Here is an 18,094-nt window from a genome sequence, read left to right as displayed (position 1 = left end):
CGGGGGGGCTGTTTTTTTTTAAAATCACACCCCCCCCGAGCGGTCGGGCCTCCGGCCCCCGGCCCGCGACGGATCGCTTGCTGGAACGCCGTGGGACGGCGGTGGGTGCGGGCACGCGCACGGAGCTCGCTCGGCACGACGGCGAAGACCTCGGTCATCGTGTCGTTGAACTGCCGGATGGAGCCGAACCCGGCCGCGAAGGCGACGTCCGCGAGCGGGAGGTCGGTGCCGACGACGAGACTCCGCGCGGTCTGGGCCCGCTGCGCGCGGGCCAGGGCGAGCGGGCCGGCGCCGAGCTCGGCGGTGAGCAGGCGGTGCACGTGCCGCGCGCTGTACCCGAGGTGGGCTGCGAGCCCGTCCGTGCCCTCGCGGTCCACGACGCCGTCGGCGATGAGGCGCATCGCCCGTCCGGCGAGGTCGTGCCGCAGGTCCCATGCCGGGGTGCCGGGCGCGGCCTCGGGCAGGCAGCGCTTGCAGGCGCGGTAGCCGGCCTCGTGCGCGGCCGCCGAGGTGAGGTAGAAGGTGACGTTCTCCGGCTTCGGCGTGCGCGCCGGGCAGGACGGGCGGCAGTAGATGCCCGTGGAGCTGACCGCCGTGAAGAACTGCCCGTCGAACCGGGTGTCCCGCGCGGCGATGGCGCGGTACCGCTCCTCGAACTCCCGCGCGTCGGGGTGGGCCGTCGTCGTCATGCCCCCATCCTCACGCGGTCCACCGACGGAGGGCTAGCGGGAATCGGACACGACCGTGGGTGCTAGGGGAGCGCCTCGACCCAGTCCAGCACGGTGGTGAGGTAGGTGTCGCGGGCGGGCTGCGGTGAGAGGGCGAGGTCGTGCGCGCCGCCGGCGACCGTCCGCACGGTGACGTCGCTGCCCAGGCGGGGCGCCCGGTCGCGGATGTGCGCGACGTCCAGCACGGAGTCCGTGGTGACCAGCTCGCCGTGCCACGACCGCGCCGGGCCGGACCGGTCGGACGCGAGCACGAGGACCGGGATCGTGAGGTCCAGCCCGCGGGCCACCCGGTGCTGCGCCCGGCGCACGGAGCGCAGCCACCCGGCGCGGGCGGGGAAGCCGGCGTGCGGCTTCCAGGCCAGGTCGTAGTCCCACTCTCCGCCGGTCTCGTGGTGCAGCGCGGCGCCGTAGTGCTCGCCGATGGCACCCACGACCACCCGCGGCGCGACGCGTCCGACGACGTCGATCGCCCAGGTCGCCGGGCCGCGCATCAGCCAGCTCTCGTTGAGCTCCAGCCACGGGCTGTTGAGCACCAGCGCGTCCGCGCGGGAGGGGCGGGCGTTCGCCCACAGGGGCGCGACCAGGCCGCCCGTGGAGTGCCCGAGCACCACCAGCCGCTCGTGTCCCGCGGCCCGCACGACGGCGGCCGTGGCGTCGAGGTCCTGGGCGTACAGGGCCAGGTCGTCCACGAGGTTCGGGTCGCGCCCGGCGGCGACGTGCGCGGCCAGCGCCCGTCCGTGGCCGCGCAGGTCGACGGCGTAGAACGCGTGCCCGCGGGCGGCGACGGTGCGGGCGACGTGCGGGTGGAAGAAGTAGTCGACGAACCCGTGCACGGACAGCACCGCCGTGCGCGCGACGCCGTGCGGGCCCGGCGCGCCGTCGTCGTCCGGCGTGGACGGCACGTGCCGCACCAGCACGGCCTCCGCGCCACCGGGCAGCGGCAGCGTGCGCGCCCGGAACTCCGGGCCGAGGACGTCCTCGCGCCACGCCCCGGGCCCGGGGCGCGGCGCGGTCTGCGCGTCAGGCACCCTGCGCGGGACCGGACGGGCGGTCCTCGTCGCCGGGGCGGTCGTCGGGCGTGCCCGTGACGTCGGGCTCGACGTCGGGACCCGGCGTCCCGGCGGGCTCCTGCCGGACGGTGTCCTCCTCGCCCGGGCGGCCGGGCTCGAGCGGCTCCGCGACGGGGCCGGTCGTGGGGCCGGCGGGCGGGGCGGCCTCGGGCGCGGGCTCCGGCTCGAGCGGCTCGGCGACCGGGCCGGTGCCGGGCTCCGCGGGCGGGGTCGCGGGCGCGCCGAAGACCTGCTCCTCCGGCGTCGGGCCGGCGGCGGGCACGGCCCCGGGGGCGGCCTGCGCGGCGAGGGCGGCGTCGCCCGTCGCGGTGCCCGTGACCGTGCCCGTCGACGTGGCGGGGCGGCGGTTGTTCCGCACGACGAACCACACGACGAGGCCGATGACGACCAGTCCGACGACGAGCCCGACGATCCACCACGGGAAGCTGCTGCCCGCGCTGGCGGCGCCGACGGCGTGGATCTCGGTGTTCTCGCCGACCTTCGGCGTCCAGGTGACGGTGTTGCCGTCGATGGTGCCGGTGGCGTCGCTGACCGGGCCGGGGAAGGTGATGGCGAGGCTGACGTCGAAGGCGTCCTGGACGTTCTGCGGCAGCGACTTCAGCTGGTCGGCGCCCTCGGAGAGGTTCATGGTGCCGTCGACGACGTAGTCGTCGCCGTCGCGGGTGATGGTGAGGTCCTCGCCGCCCTCCCCCGAGATCTGGCTGATCGGGGCCTCGGTGAACGTGTACCGGGTGCCGGTGTACTCGTCGTCGGAGTACGGCTCCTGGGACGTGCCCTCGGGGAGGTTCTGGGACAGCTCCCCGCCCGCCTGCTTCCACAGCTCGCCCGGCTCCATCCCCATGGTCTCGGCCAGGCTGTTGGAGACGGCCATGACGATCGAGCCGGAGACGGTGTCGTCCTCCGACAGCGTCATGTCCATGTCGACCTTCATGCACCCGGCGAGGGCGAGGAGGCCGACGGCGGCCAGGGCTGCCGCGATCGCGGTGCGGAGGCGGCGCACGGGGCCGCGGGCTGGAGTGGTCACCGGCCCAGCATCCCGCAGCGGCCGTCCGGGAGCCACCCGGCACCCCGGGCGGCTTGCGATCAAAGTTGAGCGGAATAGACTCAACTTTGGCGGCGTTCCCCCGACAGACGTTTTCCCGTGTCATCGCACGTCATCCCGGAGGTCCCATGGACATCAAGCTCACGACCATGTCGCAGCAGGCGCTCGGCGACGCCGTCCAGTCGGCGTCGGCCGCGGGCAACCCCCAGCTCGAGCCCGTGCACCTGCTGCAGGCGCTGCTCCAGCAGACGGGCGGCGTCGCCGTCGGCCTGCTCGACGCCGTCGGCGCGAACGCCCAGCAGATCGGCCAGCGTGCCCGCGCGGCCCTCGTCGCCCTGCCGCAGGCGAGCGGGTCCGCCGTCGCGCAGCCCGCGCCGTCGCGCGCGATGAGCGCGGTGCTGGAGAACGCGGCCAAGGAGGCCGAGGCGCTCGGCGACGAGTACGTGTCGACGGAGCACCTGCTCATCGCGCTCGCCGCCGGGCAGTCCGCCGCCGCCCAGGCGCTGGCCGAGGCGGGCGCGACCGCCGACGCCCTGCGCGCCGCGCTGCCCGCCGTCCGCGGCTCCTCCCGCGTCACCAGCCCCTACCCCGAGGGCACGTACAAGGCGCTGGAGCAGTACGGCAGCGACCTCACGCAGCGCGCCCGCGACGGCAAGCTCGACCCTGTCATCGGCCGCGACTCCGAGATCCGCCGCGTCGTGCAGGTGCTCAGCCGCCGCACCAAGAACAACCCCGTGCTCATCGGCGAGCCCGGCGTCGGCAAGACCGCCGTCGTCGAGGGCCTGGCCCAGCGCATCGTCGCGGGCGACGTCCCGACGTCCCTGCAGGGCAAGCGCCTCGTCGCGCTCGACCTGGCGGGCATGGTCGCGGGCGCCAAGTACCGCGGCGAGTTCGAGGAGCGGCTCAAGGCCGTGCTCGAGGAGATCACCGCGTCGGACGGCGAGGTCGTCACCTTCATCGACGAGCTGCACACGGTCGTCGGCGCGGGCGCCGGCGGCGAGGGCGCCATGGACGCGGGCAACATGCTCAAGCCGATGCTCGCCCGCGGCGAGCTGCGCCTGGTCGGCGCCACGACCCTCGACGAGTACCGCGAGCACATCGAGAAGGACCCGGCCCTCGAGCGCCGGTTCCAGCAGGTGTTCGTCGGCGAGCCGTCCGTGGAGGACACGGTCGCGATCCTGCGCGGGCTCAAGGAGCGGTACGAGGCGCACCACAAGGTGACGATCGCCGACTCCGCGCTCGTGGCCGCCGCCGCGCTGTCCGACCGGTACATCACCGGCCGGCAGCTGCCCGACAAGGCGATCGACCTCGTCGACGAGGCGGCGTCGCGCCTGCGCATGGAGATGGACTCCTCGCCGGTCGAGATCGACGAGCTGCAGCGCGCCGTCACGCGCCTCGAGATGGAGGAGGTCGTGCTCAAGGAGTCCGACGACGCCGCCTCCACCGAGCGACTCGAGCGGCTGCGGGCCGACCTCGCCGACACGCGCGAGAGGCTCGCCGCGCTCACGGCGCGGTGGGAGTCGGAGAAGGCCGGCCACAACCGGGTCGGCGACCTGCGCGCCCGCATCGACGAGCTGCGCACCGAGTCCGACCGGCTGCAGCGCGAGGGCGACCTCGAGTCCGCCGCGCGCCTCCTGTACGGCGAGATCCCGCAGGTCGAGCGCGAGCTCGCCGACGCCGAGCGGGCCGAGGCGTCGCAGGAGGCCGACGAGGCAGCCGTGCACGAGGCCCCGATGATCGCCGACAAGGTGGGCTCCGACGAGATCGCCGAGGTGGTCGCCGCCTGGACCGGCATCCCCGCCGGGCGCCTGCTGCAGGGCGAGTCAGAAAAGCTCCTGCACATGGAGGACGTCATCGGCGAGCGGCTCATCGGCCAGACGGCCGCGGTGCGCGCGGTGTCGGACGCCGTGCGGCGCTCGCGCGCCGGCGTGGCCGACCCCGACCGGCCGACCGGGTCGTTCCTGTTCCTCGGCCCGACCGGCGTCGGCAAGACCGAGCTGGCCAAGTCGCTCGCGGACTTCCTGTTCGACGACGAGCGCGCCATGGTGCGCATCGACATGTCCGAGTACTCGGAGAAGCACTCGGTGTCGCGGCTGGTCGGCGCGCCCCCCGGGTACGTCGGCTACGAGGAGGGCGGGCAGCTCACCGAGGCCGTGCGGCGGCGCCCGTACTCCGTCGTCCTGCTGGACGAGGTGGAGAAGGCGCACCCCGAGGTCTTCGACATCCTGCTGCAGGTGCTCGACGACGGCCGCCTCACCGACGGCCAGGGCCGCACGGTCGACTTCCGCAACGTCATCCTCGTGCTGACGTCGAACCTGGGCTCGCAGTTCCTCGTCGACCCGGCGCTCGACGACGCCGCCCGCCGCGAGGCGGTCATGGCGGCCGTGCGCGCGTCGTTCAAGCCGGAGTTCCTCAACCGGCTCGACGACGTGGTGATCTTCGACGCGCTCAACGTCGAGGAGCTCGGGGAGATCGTCGACCTCCAGGTCGCGACGTTCGCGAAGCGGCTGGCCGACCGGCGCATCACGGTGGACGTCACGCCCGCCGCGCGCGAGTGGCTGGCGCTGGAGGGCTTCGACCCCGCGTACGGCGCCCGCCCGCTGCGCCGGCTGGTGCAGCGCGAGATCGGCGACCGGCTCGCCAAGGAGCTGCTGTCCGGCGCCGTGTCCGACGGCGGCACCGTCGTCGTCGACCGGTCCCCGGACGCCGCGGGGCTGGTCGTGACGCCGAGGTAGTCCGGCCACCGCCGAGGTAGTACGAGACCTGCCGAGGTAGTACGAGACGTCGAGCCCCCGACCTCCATGACGGAGGCCGGGGGCTCGACGGGTGCTGCGAGAGGTCAGACCGCCTTGGCGCTGACCCGGATGAACGTCGGGTTCGACTGCCAGATGCTGCGCTTGACGACGCCGACGCGCGGGTTGCCGGCGTCGATCTGCTTGCCGTCGCCGATGTAGATGGCGACGTGGCCGGGCGACCAGATCAGGTCGCCGGGCTTGGCGTTCTTGCGCGAGACCTTCTTGCCGACGTGCTTCTGCGCGGACGACGTGCGCGGCAGCTTCTTGCCGATCGCCTTCTTGTACACGTAGGAGGTGAAGCCCGAGCAGTCGAACGAGCTCGGCCCGGTGGCGCCGGAGACGTAGCGGGCGCCGACCTTCGTCTTCGCGATCGCCACGACAGGCGAGCCGGGCTTCTTCGCGGTGGTCGTCACGGTGCGGCTGGACTTCGCGAGCAGCCTCGAGCTGCTCGGGTCCACCACCACGCGAACCTTGTTCTTGCCGACCTTGTGCATGGGCCAGCTCGGGTTGAACGTCGCCTTGCCGTGCCGGATCGTCTTGGTCGACTTGACCTTGCCGTTGATGACGAGCTTCGCCTTCCCGGCGATCGTCTTGCCGGCACGCTTGGCGGTGACGGTGTACACGGGGCGCTTGGACTTCCCCGAACCCTTGATCAGCGTCGTCTTGGTCGCCTTGAGGCTGACGGACGGCCGGGGCTTCGAGGACGTCGAGGCCGCCTGGACCGCCGTGGCGGCCGGGGCCGCCGAGGCGTGGGGGGCGACGGCGATGAGACCGCCGCCGGTGAGGGCGCCGGCGACGGCGAGGGCGATGATCGCCCGGCGGGGCCGGCGAGCGGCCACGGCGGCGGTGCCGGGGCGCGCGGGGGCAGGGGGCATGGACATGGGGCGTGACCTCCAGCCTGCGAGATGAGCTGTCGGGTGAGGCCGAGATCGTTGGCCCGCCACCAAGGTGGCTGAACCCCAAGGCCGGGAGCGTCCGGGCGGTGTGCCCGGGCGGCCGGCCGGAAGTGGGTCTCCCGCTGCTGCCGTGAGTTTCGTGGTCACCGGGACGCCGGCAGCACTCGGCTGCGTCCCGGTCGGCCGGCACCCGTTGCTAGGTGCGGTCGAGGGACGCTAACCCTGGGGACCCTTCGAGGTCACGTTCCGGTAACAGGTACGGCGTGTCGCTGGCGCGGGGGCCGACATGTATCGGCCCTGGACGAGTCCGGTCAACCCCGGCCGAACCGGACGTCGTCCCCTGATGCCGGATGTGACGAAGATCACTGTAGGAATCCACCGGTGGGGGGACGTCGAAGACGTCGACCGGTCCGCGCGTCCGACCACGGTCGCAGGCTCAGCGCAGCAGGTCGGACGTCGCCGGCGAGGCGGAGACCGCGACGCACAGCCCCGTGCGGTCGCCGGCCGCCCAACCGTCCTCGGACGGGGTGAGGACGACGAAGGTCGGCCCCACGTCCTCGCGGCCCGCGGCCCCCAACAGTCCGGGCCCGCAGTCCGCGGAGGCCTTGCGCACCAGCGCGTCGTGACCGGGCCACACCGCGCCGGCGGCCGAGTCCGTGCGCCCCACCACCTGCGCCCCGTGCTCGCTCGCGCACGGCACGACGGTCACCCGGCCGACGTCGCCGGGAGGCAGGTCCCGCAGGCACGACCCGAGCACGAGCTGCGTCGCGTTCACCTCGCGGGCTCCGGTCACCACGGCCGGCACCGGGGCGGTCGCCCGGTCCCGCGCCGCCGCGACCCCGATCGCGACGGCCCCGCCGACGACCGCGAGCGCCACCACCGCCACGGCCGCACGACCTGCGCCGCGGCGCGCCCGGGCCGTGCCGGCGCCCCCCGCCCGGGGTGCACGCGGCACGGCGTCGCCGGGCGGGGCCGCGCCGTCGTCGCCCGTGCCCGGCAGGCCCAGGCCGACGAGCCCGTCCGCCGGCAGCACGCCCGCAGGCGTCGGCGCGGCGAACACCGGCTCCGCGGGCGGCGGGGCGGAACCGGGTGCGGGCTCGTCCGCAGGGTGCCGCCGGTGCGGGGCGTCCTGGTCCGGCTGGTGCCGGTGCTGGTCCTCGGTCACGACGTGCTCCGCGCGTCAGGCCGGGTCGGCGAGGTCGAGGATCACGGGGACGTGGTCGCTGGCGCCCTTGCCCTTGCGCTCGTCACGGTCGATGACGACGCCGGTGACGCGCTCGCGCACGGCGGGGGAGGCGTAGGCGAAGTCGATGCGCAGGCCCTTGTTCCGGGGGAACGCGAGCTGCTGGTAGTCCCAGTAGGTGTAGGTGTGCTCGGCGGGCAGGTGCTCCCGCGTCACCTCGGTGTACCCGGCGGTCGCGAACGCCGTGAACGCCTCCCGCTCGGCGGGGGTCACGTGGGTGTGGCCCTCGAACGCGGCCGGGTCGTAGACGTCCGTGTCGAGCGGGATGACGTTCCAGTCGCCGACCAGCGCGACCTGGGTGCGCGGGTCGTCGGCGAGCCAGCCGGCCGCGGCGTCGCGCAGCGCACCCAGCCACGCCAGCTTGTACGCGTAGTGGGGGTCGCCGACCGCGCGGCCGTGCGGCACGTACAGCGACCACACGCGGACGCCGCCGCAGGTGGCCCCGAGGGCGCGCGCCTCGACCGGCGGCGGCACGTCGAGCAGCGTCGCCGGCGCCTCGACGGGCTCCACGTCGGGCGCCTCGGTCGGCGCGTCGTCGGGCACGGTGGCGGGAGCCTTGGCGAACCCGGGCTGCCCGGGGAACGACGTCTCGACGTCCGCGATCCCGACCCGCGACGCGATGGCGACGCCGTTCCACGCCGAGTGCCCGGTGTGCGCCACCTGGTACCCGGCGGCCTCGAACGCCGCGTGCGGGAACTGCTCGTCGCGGCACTTGGTCTCCTGGATGGCGAGCACATCGGTGCCCGAGCGCTCCAGGAAGGCGATCACCCGGTCGACGCGGGCACGGACGGAGTTGACGTTCCAGGTCGCGAGGCGCACGGGCGCCAGGCTACCGGCGGAGGCCGACGGCACCGGTCGGTCATCCCCACGTCGCGGTGTCGGGGTCGACGCCGGGCGTCGCGGGGCTGATGCTGAACGCGGGGAAGGTGGTGTCGGTCGTGCGGCCGGCGTGGAGCCTCACGTCGCGTGAGGGTCAACCCCACGGCGTCCGCCCTCTAGGCTGCCCTCATGGGTACCGCGCTCGTCACCGGCGCCACCGCCGGCCTCGGCCTGGAGTTCGTCTGGCAGCTCGCCACCGCGCGACACGACGTGGTCGTCGTCGCGCGCGACGCCGACCGCCTGGAGCAGGTCGCCGCGCAGGTGCGCGCGGCCGCCGGCGTGCGGGTGGAGGTGCTGCGCGCAGACCTGTCCGTGCCGGAGGACCTGGAGCGGGTCGCCGCCCGGCTCGCCGTCACCGGCGACGAGGAGGGCGACGACCGGCGCCCGGTGGGCCTGCTGGTCAACAACGCCGGGTTCGCCACGGCGCAGTCGTTCGTCGGCGGCGACCTCGCCGTCGAGGTGTCCGCCCTGGACGTCATGGTCCGGGCGGTGCTCGTGCTGTCGCACGCGGCCGCCGGGCAGATGACGGGCCGCGGGCGCGGCGCGATCCTCAACGTCGGGTCGATCGCCGCGCTGACCGCCGGCGGCACCTACGCCGCGGCGAAGGCCTACGTGCGGTCGTTCACGGAGGGGCTGGCCGTCGAGCTCAAGGGCACCGGCGTCACGGCCACGGTGCTGAGCCCCGGGTTCGTGCGCACCGAGTTCCACGACCGGGCGGGCGTGGACATGTCCACGATCCCGGACGCCGGCTGGCTCGACGCCCCGACCGTCGTCTCCGAGGCGCTCGCGGACGTGCGCCGCGGCGTCGTCCTCTCGACACCGTCCGTCCGCTACAAGGCGGCTGCGGCCCTGCTGCGCCTTGCCCCGAGGGTCGCCGTCCGCGCCGTGGGCAAGTACCGCTGACCTCCGCCTTCGCCGACACCGGGCGAGGACCGCTCGGCTGCCCCACGATGGTGGCGTGATCCGGGGGACGACGCCGGCGACGGACGCCGGGGGCGGCCGGAGCGCCGTCCCTGGTGGGGCCACGCTGGACTACCGCGACATCTTCGACGCGATGGCCGTGCCGAAGATCGTCCTGGACCCCGACCTCGTCGTGCTGGACGCCAACCGTTCGTACACCGAGCTGCTCGGGGTGCCGGCGGACGCCCTGGTCGGGCGCACCCTGGCCGACGCCGTGGCGCAGGTGCCGGGCGGACCTCCCCCTGTGCCCCGCGCCCTGGACGCGATCGACCGCTGCCTGCGCACGGGCATGCCCGAGGTCGTCGAGCCCACGCGATGGGACCTGCCGGACCGGCGCACGGGCGAGACGGGCCCGCGGTACTGGATGCTCCTCGCGCTGCCGGTGACGCGGCCGGGCGACCCGACCGTCCGCGCCGTCGTCGTGCGCGTGGAGGAGGTCGACGCGGCCGACGTGGAGGGCACGGACGGGCGCGCCACGCCCGAGCGCATGTCGTGGCACAGCACGGTCGCGCGGATGCGCGCGACGGCGGCCGCCGAGCGCGAGGCGGCCGTCACGCTGCAGTCCTCGGTGCTCGCCCGGCCCCCGCACGTCGCGGGGCTCGTCGTGGACGTCCGCTACCAGCCGGCGAACCGGATCACGCGGGTCGGCGGAGACTGGTACGACGTCGTGGTCCGGGAGTCGGGCCGGGCGGTGCTGGTCGTGGGCGACGTGGCGGGGCACGACGTCGACGCCGCGGCCACGATGACGCACCTCAAGGGCGTGCTGCGCACGGTCGCGGTCGAGGACGACGCCGGCCCCGCCGAGGTCCTCGACCGGGCCGAGCGTGCCGCCGCCGCGCTGCGGATCGAGGGGTTCGCCGCGGTCACGGCGGCCGTGGTGGACCCACCCGCGCCCGACGGGTCGCGGCGCGTCACCTGGGCACGTGCCGGGTCGCTGCCACCGCTGGTGCGGTGGGCCGAGCGCGGAGCCGAGCTCCTCGGCGAGCGCCCCGGCAGGCTGTTCGGCCTGCTGCTGCCCACGGACCGGCCGGAGTCGACCCTCGACCTCGACCCCGGCACGTCGTTGCTGCTCTTCACCGACGGCCTGGTCGAACGGCGGGGAGAGCTGTTGTCCGACTCCCTGGAGCTTCTGCGCCAGGACGTCGAGCAGGTCGTGGACCGCCGGCTCGCGCGGCTGGCCGACTGCGTGCTGGCGCGGAGCACGCCGATCCGGGGCGCCGACGACGTGGCGCTCGTCGCGCTCCAGGTCGACGCCGCCCCCGCGGACGGGCAGGAGGCCGTCGGTACGATGACCGGGTGACCTCCTCGGATACCACCTTCGGCCCCACGCCCCGCGAGCAGCTGCGCGACCTCATCACCGAGCTCGCCGTCGTGCACGGCAAGGTGACGTTGTCGTCCGGCAAGGAGGCCGACTACTACGTCGACCTGCGCCGGATCACGCTGCACCACCGCGCGGCCCCGCTGGTGGGGCACGTGCTGCTCGACCACCTGGAGGAGGTCGGCCTCGGCACGGCAGAGGTGGACGCCGTCGGCGGCCTCACCCTCGGCGCGGACCCGATCGCGGACGCGCTGCTGCACGCCGCGGCGTCGCGCGGGCAGGACCTCGACGCGTTCGTCGTCCGCAAGGCGGCCAAGGCGCACGGCATGCAGCGGCAGATCGAGGGCCCCGAGGTCGCGGGCCGCAAGGTCGTCGTCCTCGAGGACACGACGACGACGGGCGGGTCGCCCATCACGGCCATCGAGGCGCTGCGCGCCGCGGGCGCCGAGGTGCTCGGCTGCGCCACGATCGTCGACCGCGCCACCGGGGCCGGCGAGAAGATCGAGGCGCTCGGCGTGCCCTACCACTACCTCTACGACCTGGCGGACCTCGGCCTCGCCTGAGCGGTCAGTCGCGGCGGCGGCCCAGCAGGAAGCCGCCGCCGAGGCCGGCGAGCAGCGCCCCGACGCCGATCATGGCGGGCGGCACCCACCAGTTCGGGATCTGCGGGTGGAACGTCGTGTCCGACAGCGGGGCGTACGCGAACCAGCCGAGGGTGAAGGTCCAGGTCGAGGCCTGGTAGACCCCGAGCACCACCAGCACGGCGCCGACGACGAGCGCGGCCCGCACGAGGACCCGCTCCCGGCGCGTCATACCCGGCCGATCAGGTCCGCGATCGAGTCGACGACGTGCGACGGCCGGAACGGGTACGTGTCCACCTCGGCCGCCGTGGTGGAGCCGGTCATGACGAGGAAGGTCTCGAGCCCCGCCTCGATGCCGGCGACGACGTCGGTGTCCATGCGGTCGCCGATCATCGCCGTCACCTCGGAGTGGGCGTCGATCCGGTTGAGCGCGGAGCGGAACATCATCGGGTTCGGCTTGCCCACGTAGTACGGCGACCGGCCGGTGGCGGCCTGGATCATCGCGGCGACGGCGCCGGTGGCGGGCAGAGGCCCCTCGGCGGACGGGCCGGTGGTGTCCGGGTTGGTGGCGATGAAGCGGGCGCCGTCGCGCACCAGGCGGATCGCCTTGGTGATCGCGGTGAACGAGTAGGTGCGGGTCTCGCCCAGCACCACGTAGTCCGGGTTCGACTCGGTGAGCGTGTACCCCGCCTCGTAGAGGGCGGTGGTGAGGCCGGCCTCGCCGATCACGTACGCCGAGCCGTTGGGGATCTGGTCCGTGAGGAACTGCGCGGTGGCCAGCGCGGACGTCCAGATCGCCTCCTCCGGGACGTCGATGCCCGACGTCGCGAGGCGGGCGCGCAGGTCGCGCGGCGTGAAGATCGAGTTGTTCGTGAGGACGAGGAACGGGCGCTCCGCGTCGCGCAGGGCGCGGATGAACTCCGGCGCCCCGGGGATGGCCTGCCCCTCGTGCACGAGGACGCCGTCCATGTCGGTCAGCCAGCACTCGATCCGTCGTTCGCTCACGCCGCTCACCCTAGTGGGCGGGGCGGCCCCGCGCGTGCGCCAGGATGGGCGCATGACGACGATCGCGGTGGTGGGCGGCACCGGTCAGGCCGGGCGCGCCGTGGTGCGGGAGGCCGTGGCGCGGGGCCACGAGGTGCGGGTGGTATCGCGCCGGCGCGCGGACCACGAGCCCGGTGCGACGCACCACGCGGCGGACCTCCTCGACGAGGACGAGGCGCGGGTCGCGGGCGCGCTCGCCGCGGCGTTCGACGGCGTGGAGGCCGTGGTCGACACCAGCAACGGGATGACGCCCGCCGCCCAGGCCGTCTTCACGGCGGGTGCGCGGCGGGTCGCGGGCTCGGCCGGTCGTGCGGGCGTGGGGCGCGCCGTCGTCCTCTCGATCGCCGCGGTCGACCGCAGCGCGTACGGGTACTACCGGGCGCACGCCGAGCAGGAGCGCGTCTACGCCGCCGGGCCCGTGCCGGCGACGGTCGTGCGGGCCACCCAGTTCCACGGGTTCCTCGACCTCTTCTTCGGCCGCGACAGCCGCCTCGGGGCCTGGTCGCGGCTCGGGCTCCTGCCGTACCCGCGCGGCTGCCGCTTCCAGACGATCGACCTGCGCGACGTCGCCCGCGCGCTCGTCGACGCGGCCGAGGGCGCCGACCCGCTCGGGGTCGCGCCCGGCACGGGCCCGTCCGGTGCGCCGACCGCGACCGTCGGCGGGCCGCAGGTGCTCGACGCGCGGGCGATGGCCGGCGCCTGGCGGCGGGCGCGCGGCTCCCGCCGCCTCCCGGTGGCCGTGCCGCTGCCCGGCCCGCTCGGGGAGTTCTTCCGCGCCGGGCGCAACCTCGTGCCCGACGCCGCGGCGGGCACGATCACCTACGACGCGTGGCTGGCCGGGCGATGACCGACGCGGAGCAGGAGGCGCCCGGGCGCGAGGTCGGCGTCGGCCCGTGGCCCGGCGGCCCGGACGCGTGGCCCCGCCTGCCCGACGGCGCACCGGACCCCCGCTACGACCCCGAGCTGCTCGCGCACGGCGACCGCCGCAACGTCGTCGACCGGTACCGGTACTGGACCGTCGAGGCGGTCGTCGCCGACCTCGACGCCCGCCGCCCCGCCGGGCGGGAGCTGCACGTCGCCATCGAGAACTGGGCGCACGACCTCAACATCGGCTCCGTGGTGCGCACGGCCAACGCGTTCAACGCGGCCGGGGTGCACGTCGTCGGCCGACGGCGGTGGAACCGGCGCGGCGCGATGGTCACCGACCGCTACCTGCACACCCACCACCACCCGGACGCGGCGGCGCTCGCCGCCTGGGCGGCGTCGGCGGACGGCGGGGCCGGCCTGCCGGTGATCGGCATCGACAACCTGCCCGGGTCGGTGCCGCTGGAGGCCTACGACCTGCCCGCCCGCTGCGTGCTGCTGTTCGGCCAGGAGTCCACGGGCCTGACGCCGGAGGCGCAGGCGGTGTGCGCCGACGTCCTGCACATCACCCAGCACGGCTCCACGCGGTCCCTCAACGCGGGCGCCGCAGGTGCCGTCGCGATGCACGCCTGGGCGTCGCGCTGGCTCGCGCCGTCTCACGGAGCCGACGGCATGTGACTCTCATGACCCGGACGTGAGAAAATCCGGTTGCATGCGGGTCGCACGGCGCCCGTCGCGACGAAGCATCCCGCTGCATCCTCGTACGCCCCGTCATTGGAGTACCGCAGATGCCTATCGCAACCCCCGAGGTCTACGCCGAGATGATCGACCGGGCGAAGGCCGGCAAGTTCGCCTACCCCGCCGTCAACATCACCTCGTCGCAGACCGTGACCGCCGCTCTCCAGGGCTTCGCCGAGGCCGAGTCGGACGGCATCATCCAGGTCTCCGTGGGCGGCGCCGAGTACGCGTCGGGCTCCACCGTGAAGGACCGCGTCGTCGGCTCGCTGGCCCTCGCGGCCTACGCCACGGAGGTCGCGAAGAACTACTCGGTGAACATCGCGATCCACACCGACCACTGCGTCAAGAAGAACCTCGACTCCTGGGTGCGCCCGCTGCTCGCCCTCGAGGCGGAGCAGGTGAAGGCCGGCAAGAACCCGACCTTCCAGTCGCACATGTTCGACGGCTCGGACATCCCCCTGGACGAGAACCTCGTCATCGCCGCCGAGCTGCTCGAGCTCTCGCAGGCCGCGCGCACCATCCTCGAGATCGAGGTCGGCGTCGTGGGTGGCGAGGAGGACGGCCACGAGGCCGAGATCAACGAGAAGCTCTACACGACGGCCGAGGACGGCCTCGCCACCGTGCGCGCCCTCGGCGCCGGCGAGAAGGGCCGCTACCTCACGGCCCTCACCTTCGGCAACGTGCACGGCGTGTACAAGCCGGGCGCCGTCAAGCTGCGCCCGTCGATCCTCGCGGACATCCAGAAGGCCGTCGGCTCGGAGATCGGCAAGGAGAACCCGTTCGACCTCGTGTTCCACGGCGGTTCGGGCTCCACGGCCGAGGAGATCTCCGAGGCGGTCGACAACGGTGTCATCAAGATGAACATCGACACCGACACGCAGTACGCGTTCTCGCGCCCCGTCGCGGACCACTTCTTCCGCAACTACGACGGTGTCCTCAAGGTGGACGGCGAGGTCGGCAACAAGAAGGCCTACGACCCGCGCGCCTGGGGCAAGCAGGCCGAGGCCGGCATGGCCGCCCGCATCGTCGAGGCCGCGCAGCAGCTGCGCTCCGCCGGCCACAAGATGTGACCCTGCACCTCATGACGAGGTAGCTCGAAGGGGCGGTCCGCACACGGTGCGGGCCGCCCCTTCGTGCTCTCTCGGGAGATTCCGTACTACCTCGGCGTCAGCGGGGCGCGGGGGACTCCAGGTCGAAGCCGGGGTCGACGTCGACGATCTCCAGCAGCTCGCCGATCCGTGTGACCTCGAGGAGGAACCGGACGGTGGGCGGGGCGCGAAGCACCCGCACACGGTGCGGGCTGCGCGACGCGAGGCGTGCGAGGAACGCCACACCCGAGGAATCCATGAAGGTGACGTGATGGGCGTCGATCTCGACGGGAAGGCCGGAGCCCTCGGCGTCGGAGATGGCCTCGCCCAGCTCGGCTCCGATGTCGGCGTCGATCTCGCCGGACAGCACGACACGGGCGCGCGACGCGCCCACGATGACGTGCACGCTCGCGGGGTCTCCCAGCTCAGGCACCGCGTCTGCCTCCTTCACGTCCGCACGCCGCAGATCACGTGGGGTCGTGTTCGATCCGTCGTGCACGGTGCTCCTTCCACGCGCGGGGCGTTCACCTCGAGTCTCGGCGGACACCAATCTACGGTTGAATGACCAGCAAGAACACCAACCAGGGCGGGGAATCTCGGCAGTGGAGGCATTATGACCGAATCATCCGGTCCTGTGCCGCCCCTTCCGGACGGATTTCTCGACGGGGCGATCGCGGCCGCCGTCATCCCCGCGTTCGTCACCGGCGCCTGGGAGGACGGGATGCCCGTCCTGTGGATCAACGACGCCTTCGCGCGGGAGTCCGGGATCGGCGTCAACGACCTCGCCGTCCTGGGCAAGCACCCGCTCCTGGAGCTCGTGGACGACGACGCGGAGCGCGAGCGCAGCCAGGGCGACCTCCGTGCCGGGCTGCCCACCACGCGCATGGTGAGCGGGCGGCTCACGGACGGCCGCGCCACCTGGTGGCAGGTCACGATGTCGCCGGTGCCGGGCGACGGGGGGCCGGTGGAGCACTGGTTCGGCACGGCCACGGACGTGTCGACGCACGTCGAGCGGCAGGCCAACCAGCTCGCCTCCCTCGAGGTGGAGCGTCGCGAGCGCGCGGACCTCGACCTCATCGCCCAGACCACGGAGCTGCTCGGCGACCTCGAGTACCCGTACGCGCTGCGCGACATCGCCGACCTGCTGCGCGCGCTCGTCCCCTGGGCCGGCTTCTACGTCAACGACGACGGGCTCGTCTTCGCCGACGGCGTGGACGTCGCGTCGCCGCCGAGCGGTCGCGGTCGCCGGCACGCCCGGTACGTGCCCGAGCTGCCCGACGACGCCTCCGGGGAGCGGCCGGACCCGCCCGCCGACGGCGACGCCCGCGAGCCGGTGCGGGACGAGGTGCAGGACCTGCTCGAGGGAGTCGTCGAGGGACCGGTGATGCTCCGCCTGGGGGCGGGCTTCCCGGCCCACTCGGCGTCCGGCTGGCTGCGCCGCGACCTGCTGCGGCGCGTGGTGGAGGAGACCGGGGCGCTGCCGCGCGCCGTCGTCGTGCACGCGGTGGCCGGGCGCCGGCGCGTGCTGGGGCTCCTGGCCACCTGGCACGGCGTGGGGGTGGCGCCCGACGGCACCGTCACCGAGGAGGTCCGGCCCGGTCCGGGCGAGCCGCAGCACGTGCACACCGTGATCGAGGTGGTGGCGCGCCGGGCCGGCACCGCCATCGACAACGCGCGCCTGTACGCGCGCGAGCACCGGCTCGCCGAGGCGCTGCAGCGCGCCATGCTGCCCGAGCAGGCCGACGTGTCCGGGCTCGACGTGTGGACCTACTACGCGCCCAACGCCGAGCACGCCCAGGTGGGCGGCGACTGGTACGACGTGCTGCAGATCAACGAGGGCACCGTCGGGCTCGTGGTCGGCGACGTCGTCGGGCACGACGTCGAGGCCGCGGCGGCCATGGGACAGCTGCGGTCCGTGGTGCGGTCGTACGCGTTCGAGCTCGCCACGCCCGGGATCGTCGTGGACCGGGTGGACCAGCTCGTCACGGGGATGCGCATCCCGCGGTCGGCGTCGATGGTCTACGCCACGCTCAAGCACCAGCAGGACGGCGACGCGTGGACCGTGCAGTACACGCGCGCCGGCCACCTGCCGCCCCTGCTGCTGCGCGACGGCAAGGTGACCCAGCTGGCGGGCGGGGCCGGGTCGCTCATCGGGTTCGGGTCCAGGCCCCGCACCACCGGGCAGACCGAGCTGCGCCGCGGCGACGTGCTCCTCTTCTACACGGACGGGCTCATCGAGCGCCGCGACCGGTCGCTCAAGGTCGGGCTCGACGCCCTCGTCGAGACGTCGGGACGCATCACCGCCCGCGACGCCGCCGGGGTGGGGGAGGAGCTGCTGTCCCGGCTCGCCGACGCGCCCGAGGACGACGTCGCGCTCGTCGTCGTGCGCGTGCCCGACCCGGTCGCCGACGCGCAGGTCCAGCCGCTCAGCCCGAGGTCGCGGCGGTGGCTGCTGCCCAGCGAGCCGGCGTCCATCGGCCGGGCCCGGCACGCCGTGCTGCGCACCTGCCAGGCCTGGGGCCTGCCGGAGTCCGCGTCGGCGGAGCTGGTCGTCTCCGAGCTCGTCGCCAACGGCGTGCTGCACGGCTGGGGCAACATCGCGCTGCGCCTCTTCGACACCGGCGACGGGCTGCGGATCGAGGTGGAGGACTCCAACCCCGCGCCGCCCGTCACCACGGACGGCCACCCCAACCGCGTGGGCGGGTTCGGGATGCAGATCGTCGAGCGGCTCGCCGACTGGGGCTGGCGGCCCGCCGGCTCCGGCAAGCTCGTGTGGGCCAAGCTGCACGCGAACGCCGTCGCGCCCGGCTGACCGCGTCCGTCGGTCGAGCCTGTCGAGACCACGCGC

Annotated in this window: 17 protein-coding genes; 8 read left to right on the top strand and 9 right to left on the bottom strand. The window is 74.3% G+C overall.

Going from position 1 to position 18,094, the window contains the following annotated elements; genetic code table 11:
• The 3 genes from ACFQ8T_RS10075 to ACFQ8T_RS10065 all read right to left on the bottom strand — a co-directional run.
• The coding region (locus ACFQ8T_RS10075; protein WP_430546403.1) for a bifunctional transcriptional activator/DNA repair enzyme AdaA at positions 1–689 on the bottom strand (689 nt) is incomplete at its 3' end.
• 62 nt (positions 690–751) lie between these two features.
• Positions 752–1,756 (bottom strand): alpha/beta hydrolase, encoded by a 1,005-nt coding sequence (locus ACFQ8T_RS10070; RefSeq protein WP_430546402.1) that lies wholly within the window; start codon positions 1,754–1,756, stop codon positions 752–754.
• Positions 1,749–2,822, bottom strand: coding sequence for an LppM family (lipo)protein (locus tag ACFQ8T_RS10065; protein ID WP_430546401.1), 1,074 nt, complete (start codon positions 2,820–2,822; stop codon positions 1,749–1,751). Before ACFQ8T_RS10065 ends, ACFQ8T_RS10070 begins: the two co-directional genes overlap by 8 nt.
• A 146-nt stretch (positions 2,823–2,968) precedes the next feature.
• On the opposite strand from ACFQ8T_RS10065, the gene clpB reads away from it, so the two are divergent.
• Positions 2,969–5,575 carry an ATP-dependent chaperone ClpB gene (gene clpB, locus ACFQ8T_RS10060; protein WP_430546400.1) on the top strand — a complete coding sequence of 869 codons (2,607 nt, stop codon included), beginning with the start codon at positions 2,969–2,971 and terminating at the stop codon, positions 5,573–5,575.
• Between the two features lie 104 nt (positions 5,576–5,679).
• On the opposite strand, the gene ACFQ8T_RS10055 is transcribed toward clpB, so the two are convergent.
• From ACFQ8T_RS10055 to ACFQ8T_RS10045, 3 genes are all read right to left on the bottom strand, one after another.
• Entirely contained in the window at positions 5,680–6,516 is an 837-nt protein-coding gene (locus ACFQ8T_RS10055; RefSeq protein WP_430546399.1) for a C40 family peptidase, read from the bottom strand.
• Positions 6,517–6,967: 451 nt separating this feature from the next.
• Positions 6,968–7,696, bottom strand: coding sequence for a septum formation family protein (locus ACFQ8T_RS10050; protein WP_430546398.1), 729 nt, complete (start codon positions 7,694–7,696; stop codon positions 6,968–6,970).
• Positions 7,697–7,711: 15 nt separating this feature from the next.
• A complete protein-coding gene (locus ACFQ8T_RS10045; protein ID WP_430546397.1) occupies positions 7,712–8,593 on the bottom strand; it encodes an exodeoxyribonuclease III in 882 nt (293 codons plus the stop codon).
• Between the two features lie 189 nt (positions 8,594–8,782).
• On the opposite strand from ACFQ8T_RS10045, the gene ACFQ8T_RS10040 reads away from it, so the two are divergent.
• From ACFQ8T_RS10040 to pyrE, 3 genes are read left to right on the top strand one after another with little or no spacing between them, the layout of a single operon-like run.
• A complete protein-coding gene (locus ACFQ8T_RS10040; RefSeq protein ID WP_430546396.1) occupies positions 8,783–9,556 on the top strand; it encodes an SDR family NAD(P)-dependent oxidoreductase in 774 nt (257 codons plus the stop codon).
• Between the two features lie 55 nt (positions 9,557–9,611).
• On the top strand, positions 9,612–10,913 hold the full coding sequence (locus ACFQ8T_RS10035; protein ID WP_430546395.1) for a SpoIIE family protein phosphatase: 1,302 nt from the start codon (positions 9,612–9,614) through the stop codon (positions 10,911–10,913).
• Positions 10,910–11,494, top strand: coding sequence for an orotate phosphoribosyltransferase (gene pyrE / locus ACFQ8T_RS10030; RefSeq protein WP_430546394.1), 585 nt, complete (start codon positions 10,910–10,912; stop codon positions 11,492–11,494). The genes ACFQ8T_RS10035 and pyrE overlap by 4 nt, the downstream gene beginning before the upstream one ends.
• A gap of 4 nt (positions 11,495–11,498) precedes the next feature.
• On the opposite strand, the gene ACFQ8T_RS10025 is transcribed toward pyrE, so the two are convergent.
• Positions 11,499–11,744: a hypothetical protein gene (locus tag ACFQ8T_RS10025; protein WP_430546393.1), complete on the bottom strand. Its 246-nt coding sequence runs from the start codon at positions 11,742–11,744 to the stop codon at positions 11,499–11,501.
• Positions 11,741–12,481: an HAD-IIA family hydrolase gene (locus tag ACFQ8T_RS10020; protein WP_430546529.1), complete on the bottom strand. Its 741-nt coding sequence runs from the start codon at positions 12,479–12,481 to the stop codon at positions 11,741–11,743. The genes ACFQ8T_RS10025 and ACFQ8T_RS10020 overlap by 4 nt, the downstream gene beginning before the upstream one ends.
• Before the next feature lie 88 nt (positions 12,482–12,569).
• On the opposite strand from ACFQ8T_RS10020, the gene ACFQ8T_RS10015 reads away from it, so the two are divergent.
• The 3 genes from ACFQ8T_RS10015 to fbaA all read left to right on the top strand — a co-directional run bounded on the left by ACFQ8T_RS10015 (position 12,570) and on the right by fbaA (position 15,228).
• Entirely contained in the window at positions 12,570–13,403 is an 834-nt protein-coding gene (locus ACFQ8T_RS10015) for an SDR family oxidoreductase (RefSeq protein ID WP_430546392.1), read from the top strand.
• Entirely contained in the window at positions 13,400–14,098 is a 699-nt protein-coding gene (locus tag ACFQ8T_RS10010; protein WP_430546391.1) for a TrmH family RNA methyltransferase, read from the top strand. Before ACFQ8T_RS10015 ends, ACFQ8T_RS10010 begins: the two co-directional genes overlap by 4 nt.
• 110 nt (positions 14,099–14,208) lie before the next feature.
• Positions 14,209–15,228: a class II fructose-bisphosphate aldolase gene (gene fbaA / locus ACFQ8T_RS10005; RefSeq protein WP_429766120.1), complete on the top strand. Its 1,020-nt coding sequence runs from the start codon at positions 14,209–14,211 to the stop codon at positions 15,226–15,228.
• A gap of 97 nt (positions 15,229–15,325) precedes the next feature.
• Here fbaA and ACFQ8T_RS10000 read toward each other — a convergent pair whose 3' ends face one another.
• On the bottom strand, positions 15,326–15,679 hold the full coding sequence (locus ACFQ8T_RS10000; protein WP_430546390.1) for an STAS domain-containing protein: 354 nt from the start codon (positions 15,677–15,679) through the stop codon (positions 15,326–15,328).
• Between the two features lie 180 nt (positions 15,680–15,859).
• On the opposite strand from ACFQ8T_RS10000, the gene ACFQ8T_RS09995 reads away from it, so the two are divergent.
• The gene (locus tag ACFQ8T_RS09995; RefSeq protein ID WP_430546389.1) at positions 15,860–18,058 is read left to right on the top strand and encodes a SpoIIE family protein phosphatase; all 2,199 of its coding nucleotides are present in this window, start codon (positions 15,860–15,862) and stop codon (positions 18,056–18,058) included.
• The last annotated feature ends 36 nt before the right edge of the window (positions 18,059–18,094 follow it).

Source organism: Isoptericola sp. NPDC056618, assembly GCF_042792715.1.
Taxonomy (GTDB): Bacteria; Actinomycetota; Actinomycetes; order Actinomycetales; family Cellulomonadaceae; genus Isoptericola; species Isoptericola nanjingensis.
The sequence above is the reverse complement of the archived record's forward strand: the minus strand, read 5'-3'. Positions and strand labels throughout refer to the sequence as shown.

Bases quoted from the DNA above. Each gene is read 5' to 3' on its own strand.
- ACFQ8T_RS10010 (WP_430546391.1), top strand. From the start codon at position 13,400: ATGACCGACGCGGAGCAGGAGGCGCCCGGGCGCGAGGTCGGCGTCGGC.
- ACFQ8T_RS09995 (WP_430546389.1), top strand. From the start codon at position 15,860: ATGACCGAATCATCCGGTCCTGTGCCGCCCCTTCCGGACGGATTTCTC.
- ACFQ8T_RS10015 (WP_430546392.1), top strand. From the start codon at position 12,570: ATGACGACGATCGCGGTGGTGGGCGGCACCGGTCAGGCCGGGCGCGCC.
- ACFQ8T_RS10025 (WP_430546393.1), bottom strand. From the start codon at position 11,744: ATGACGCGCCGGGAGCGGGTCCTCGTGCGGGCCGCGCTCGTCGTCGGC.
- fbaA (WP_429766120.1), top strand. From the start codon at position 14,209: ATGCCTATCGCAACCCCCGAGGTCTACGCCGAGATGATCGACCGGGCG.
- clpB (WP_430546400.1), top strand. From the start codon at position 2,969: ATGGACATCAAGCTCACGACCATGTCGCAGCAGGCGCTCGGCGACGCC.
- ACFQ8T_RS10020 (WP_430546529.1), bottom strand. From the start codon at position 12,481: ATGGACGGCGTCCTCGTGCACGAGGGGCAGGCCATCCCCGGGGCGCCG.
- ACFQ8T_RS10055 (WP_430546399.1), bottom strand. From the start codon at position 6,516: ATGTCCATGCCCCCTGCCCCCGCGCGCCCCGGCACCGCCGCCGTGGCC.
- ACFQ8T_RS10040 (WP_430546396.1), top strand. From the start codon at position 8,783: ATGGGTACCGCGCTCGTCACCGGCGCCACCGCCGGCCTCGGCCTGGAG.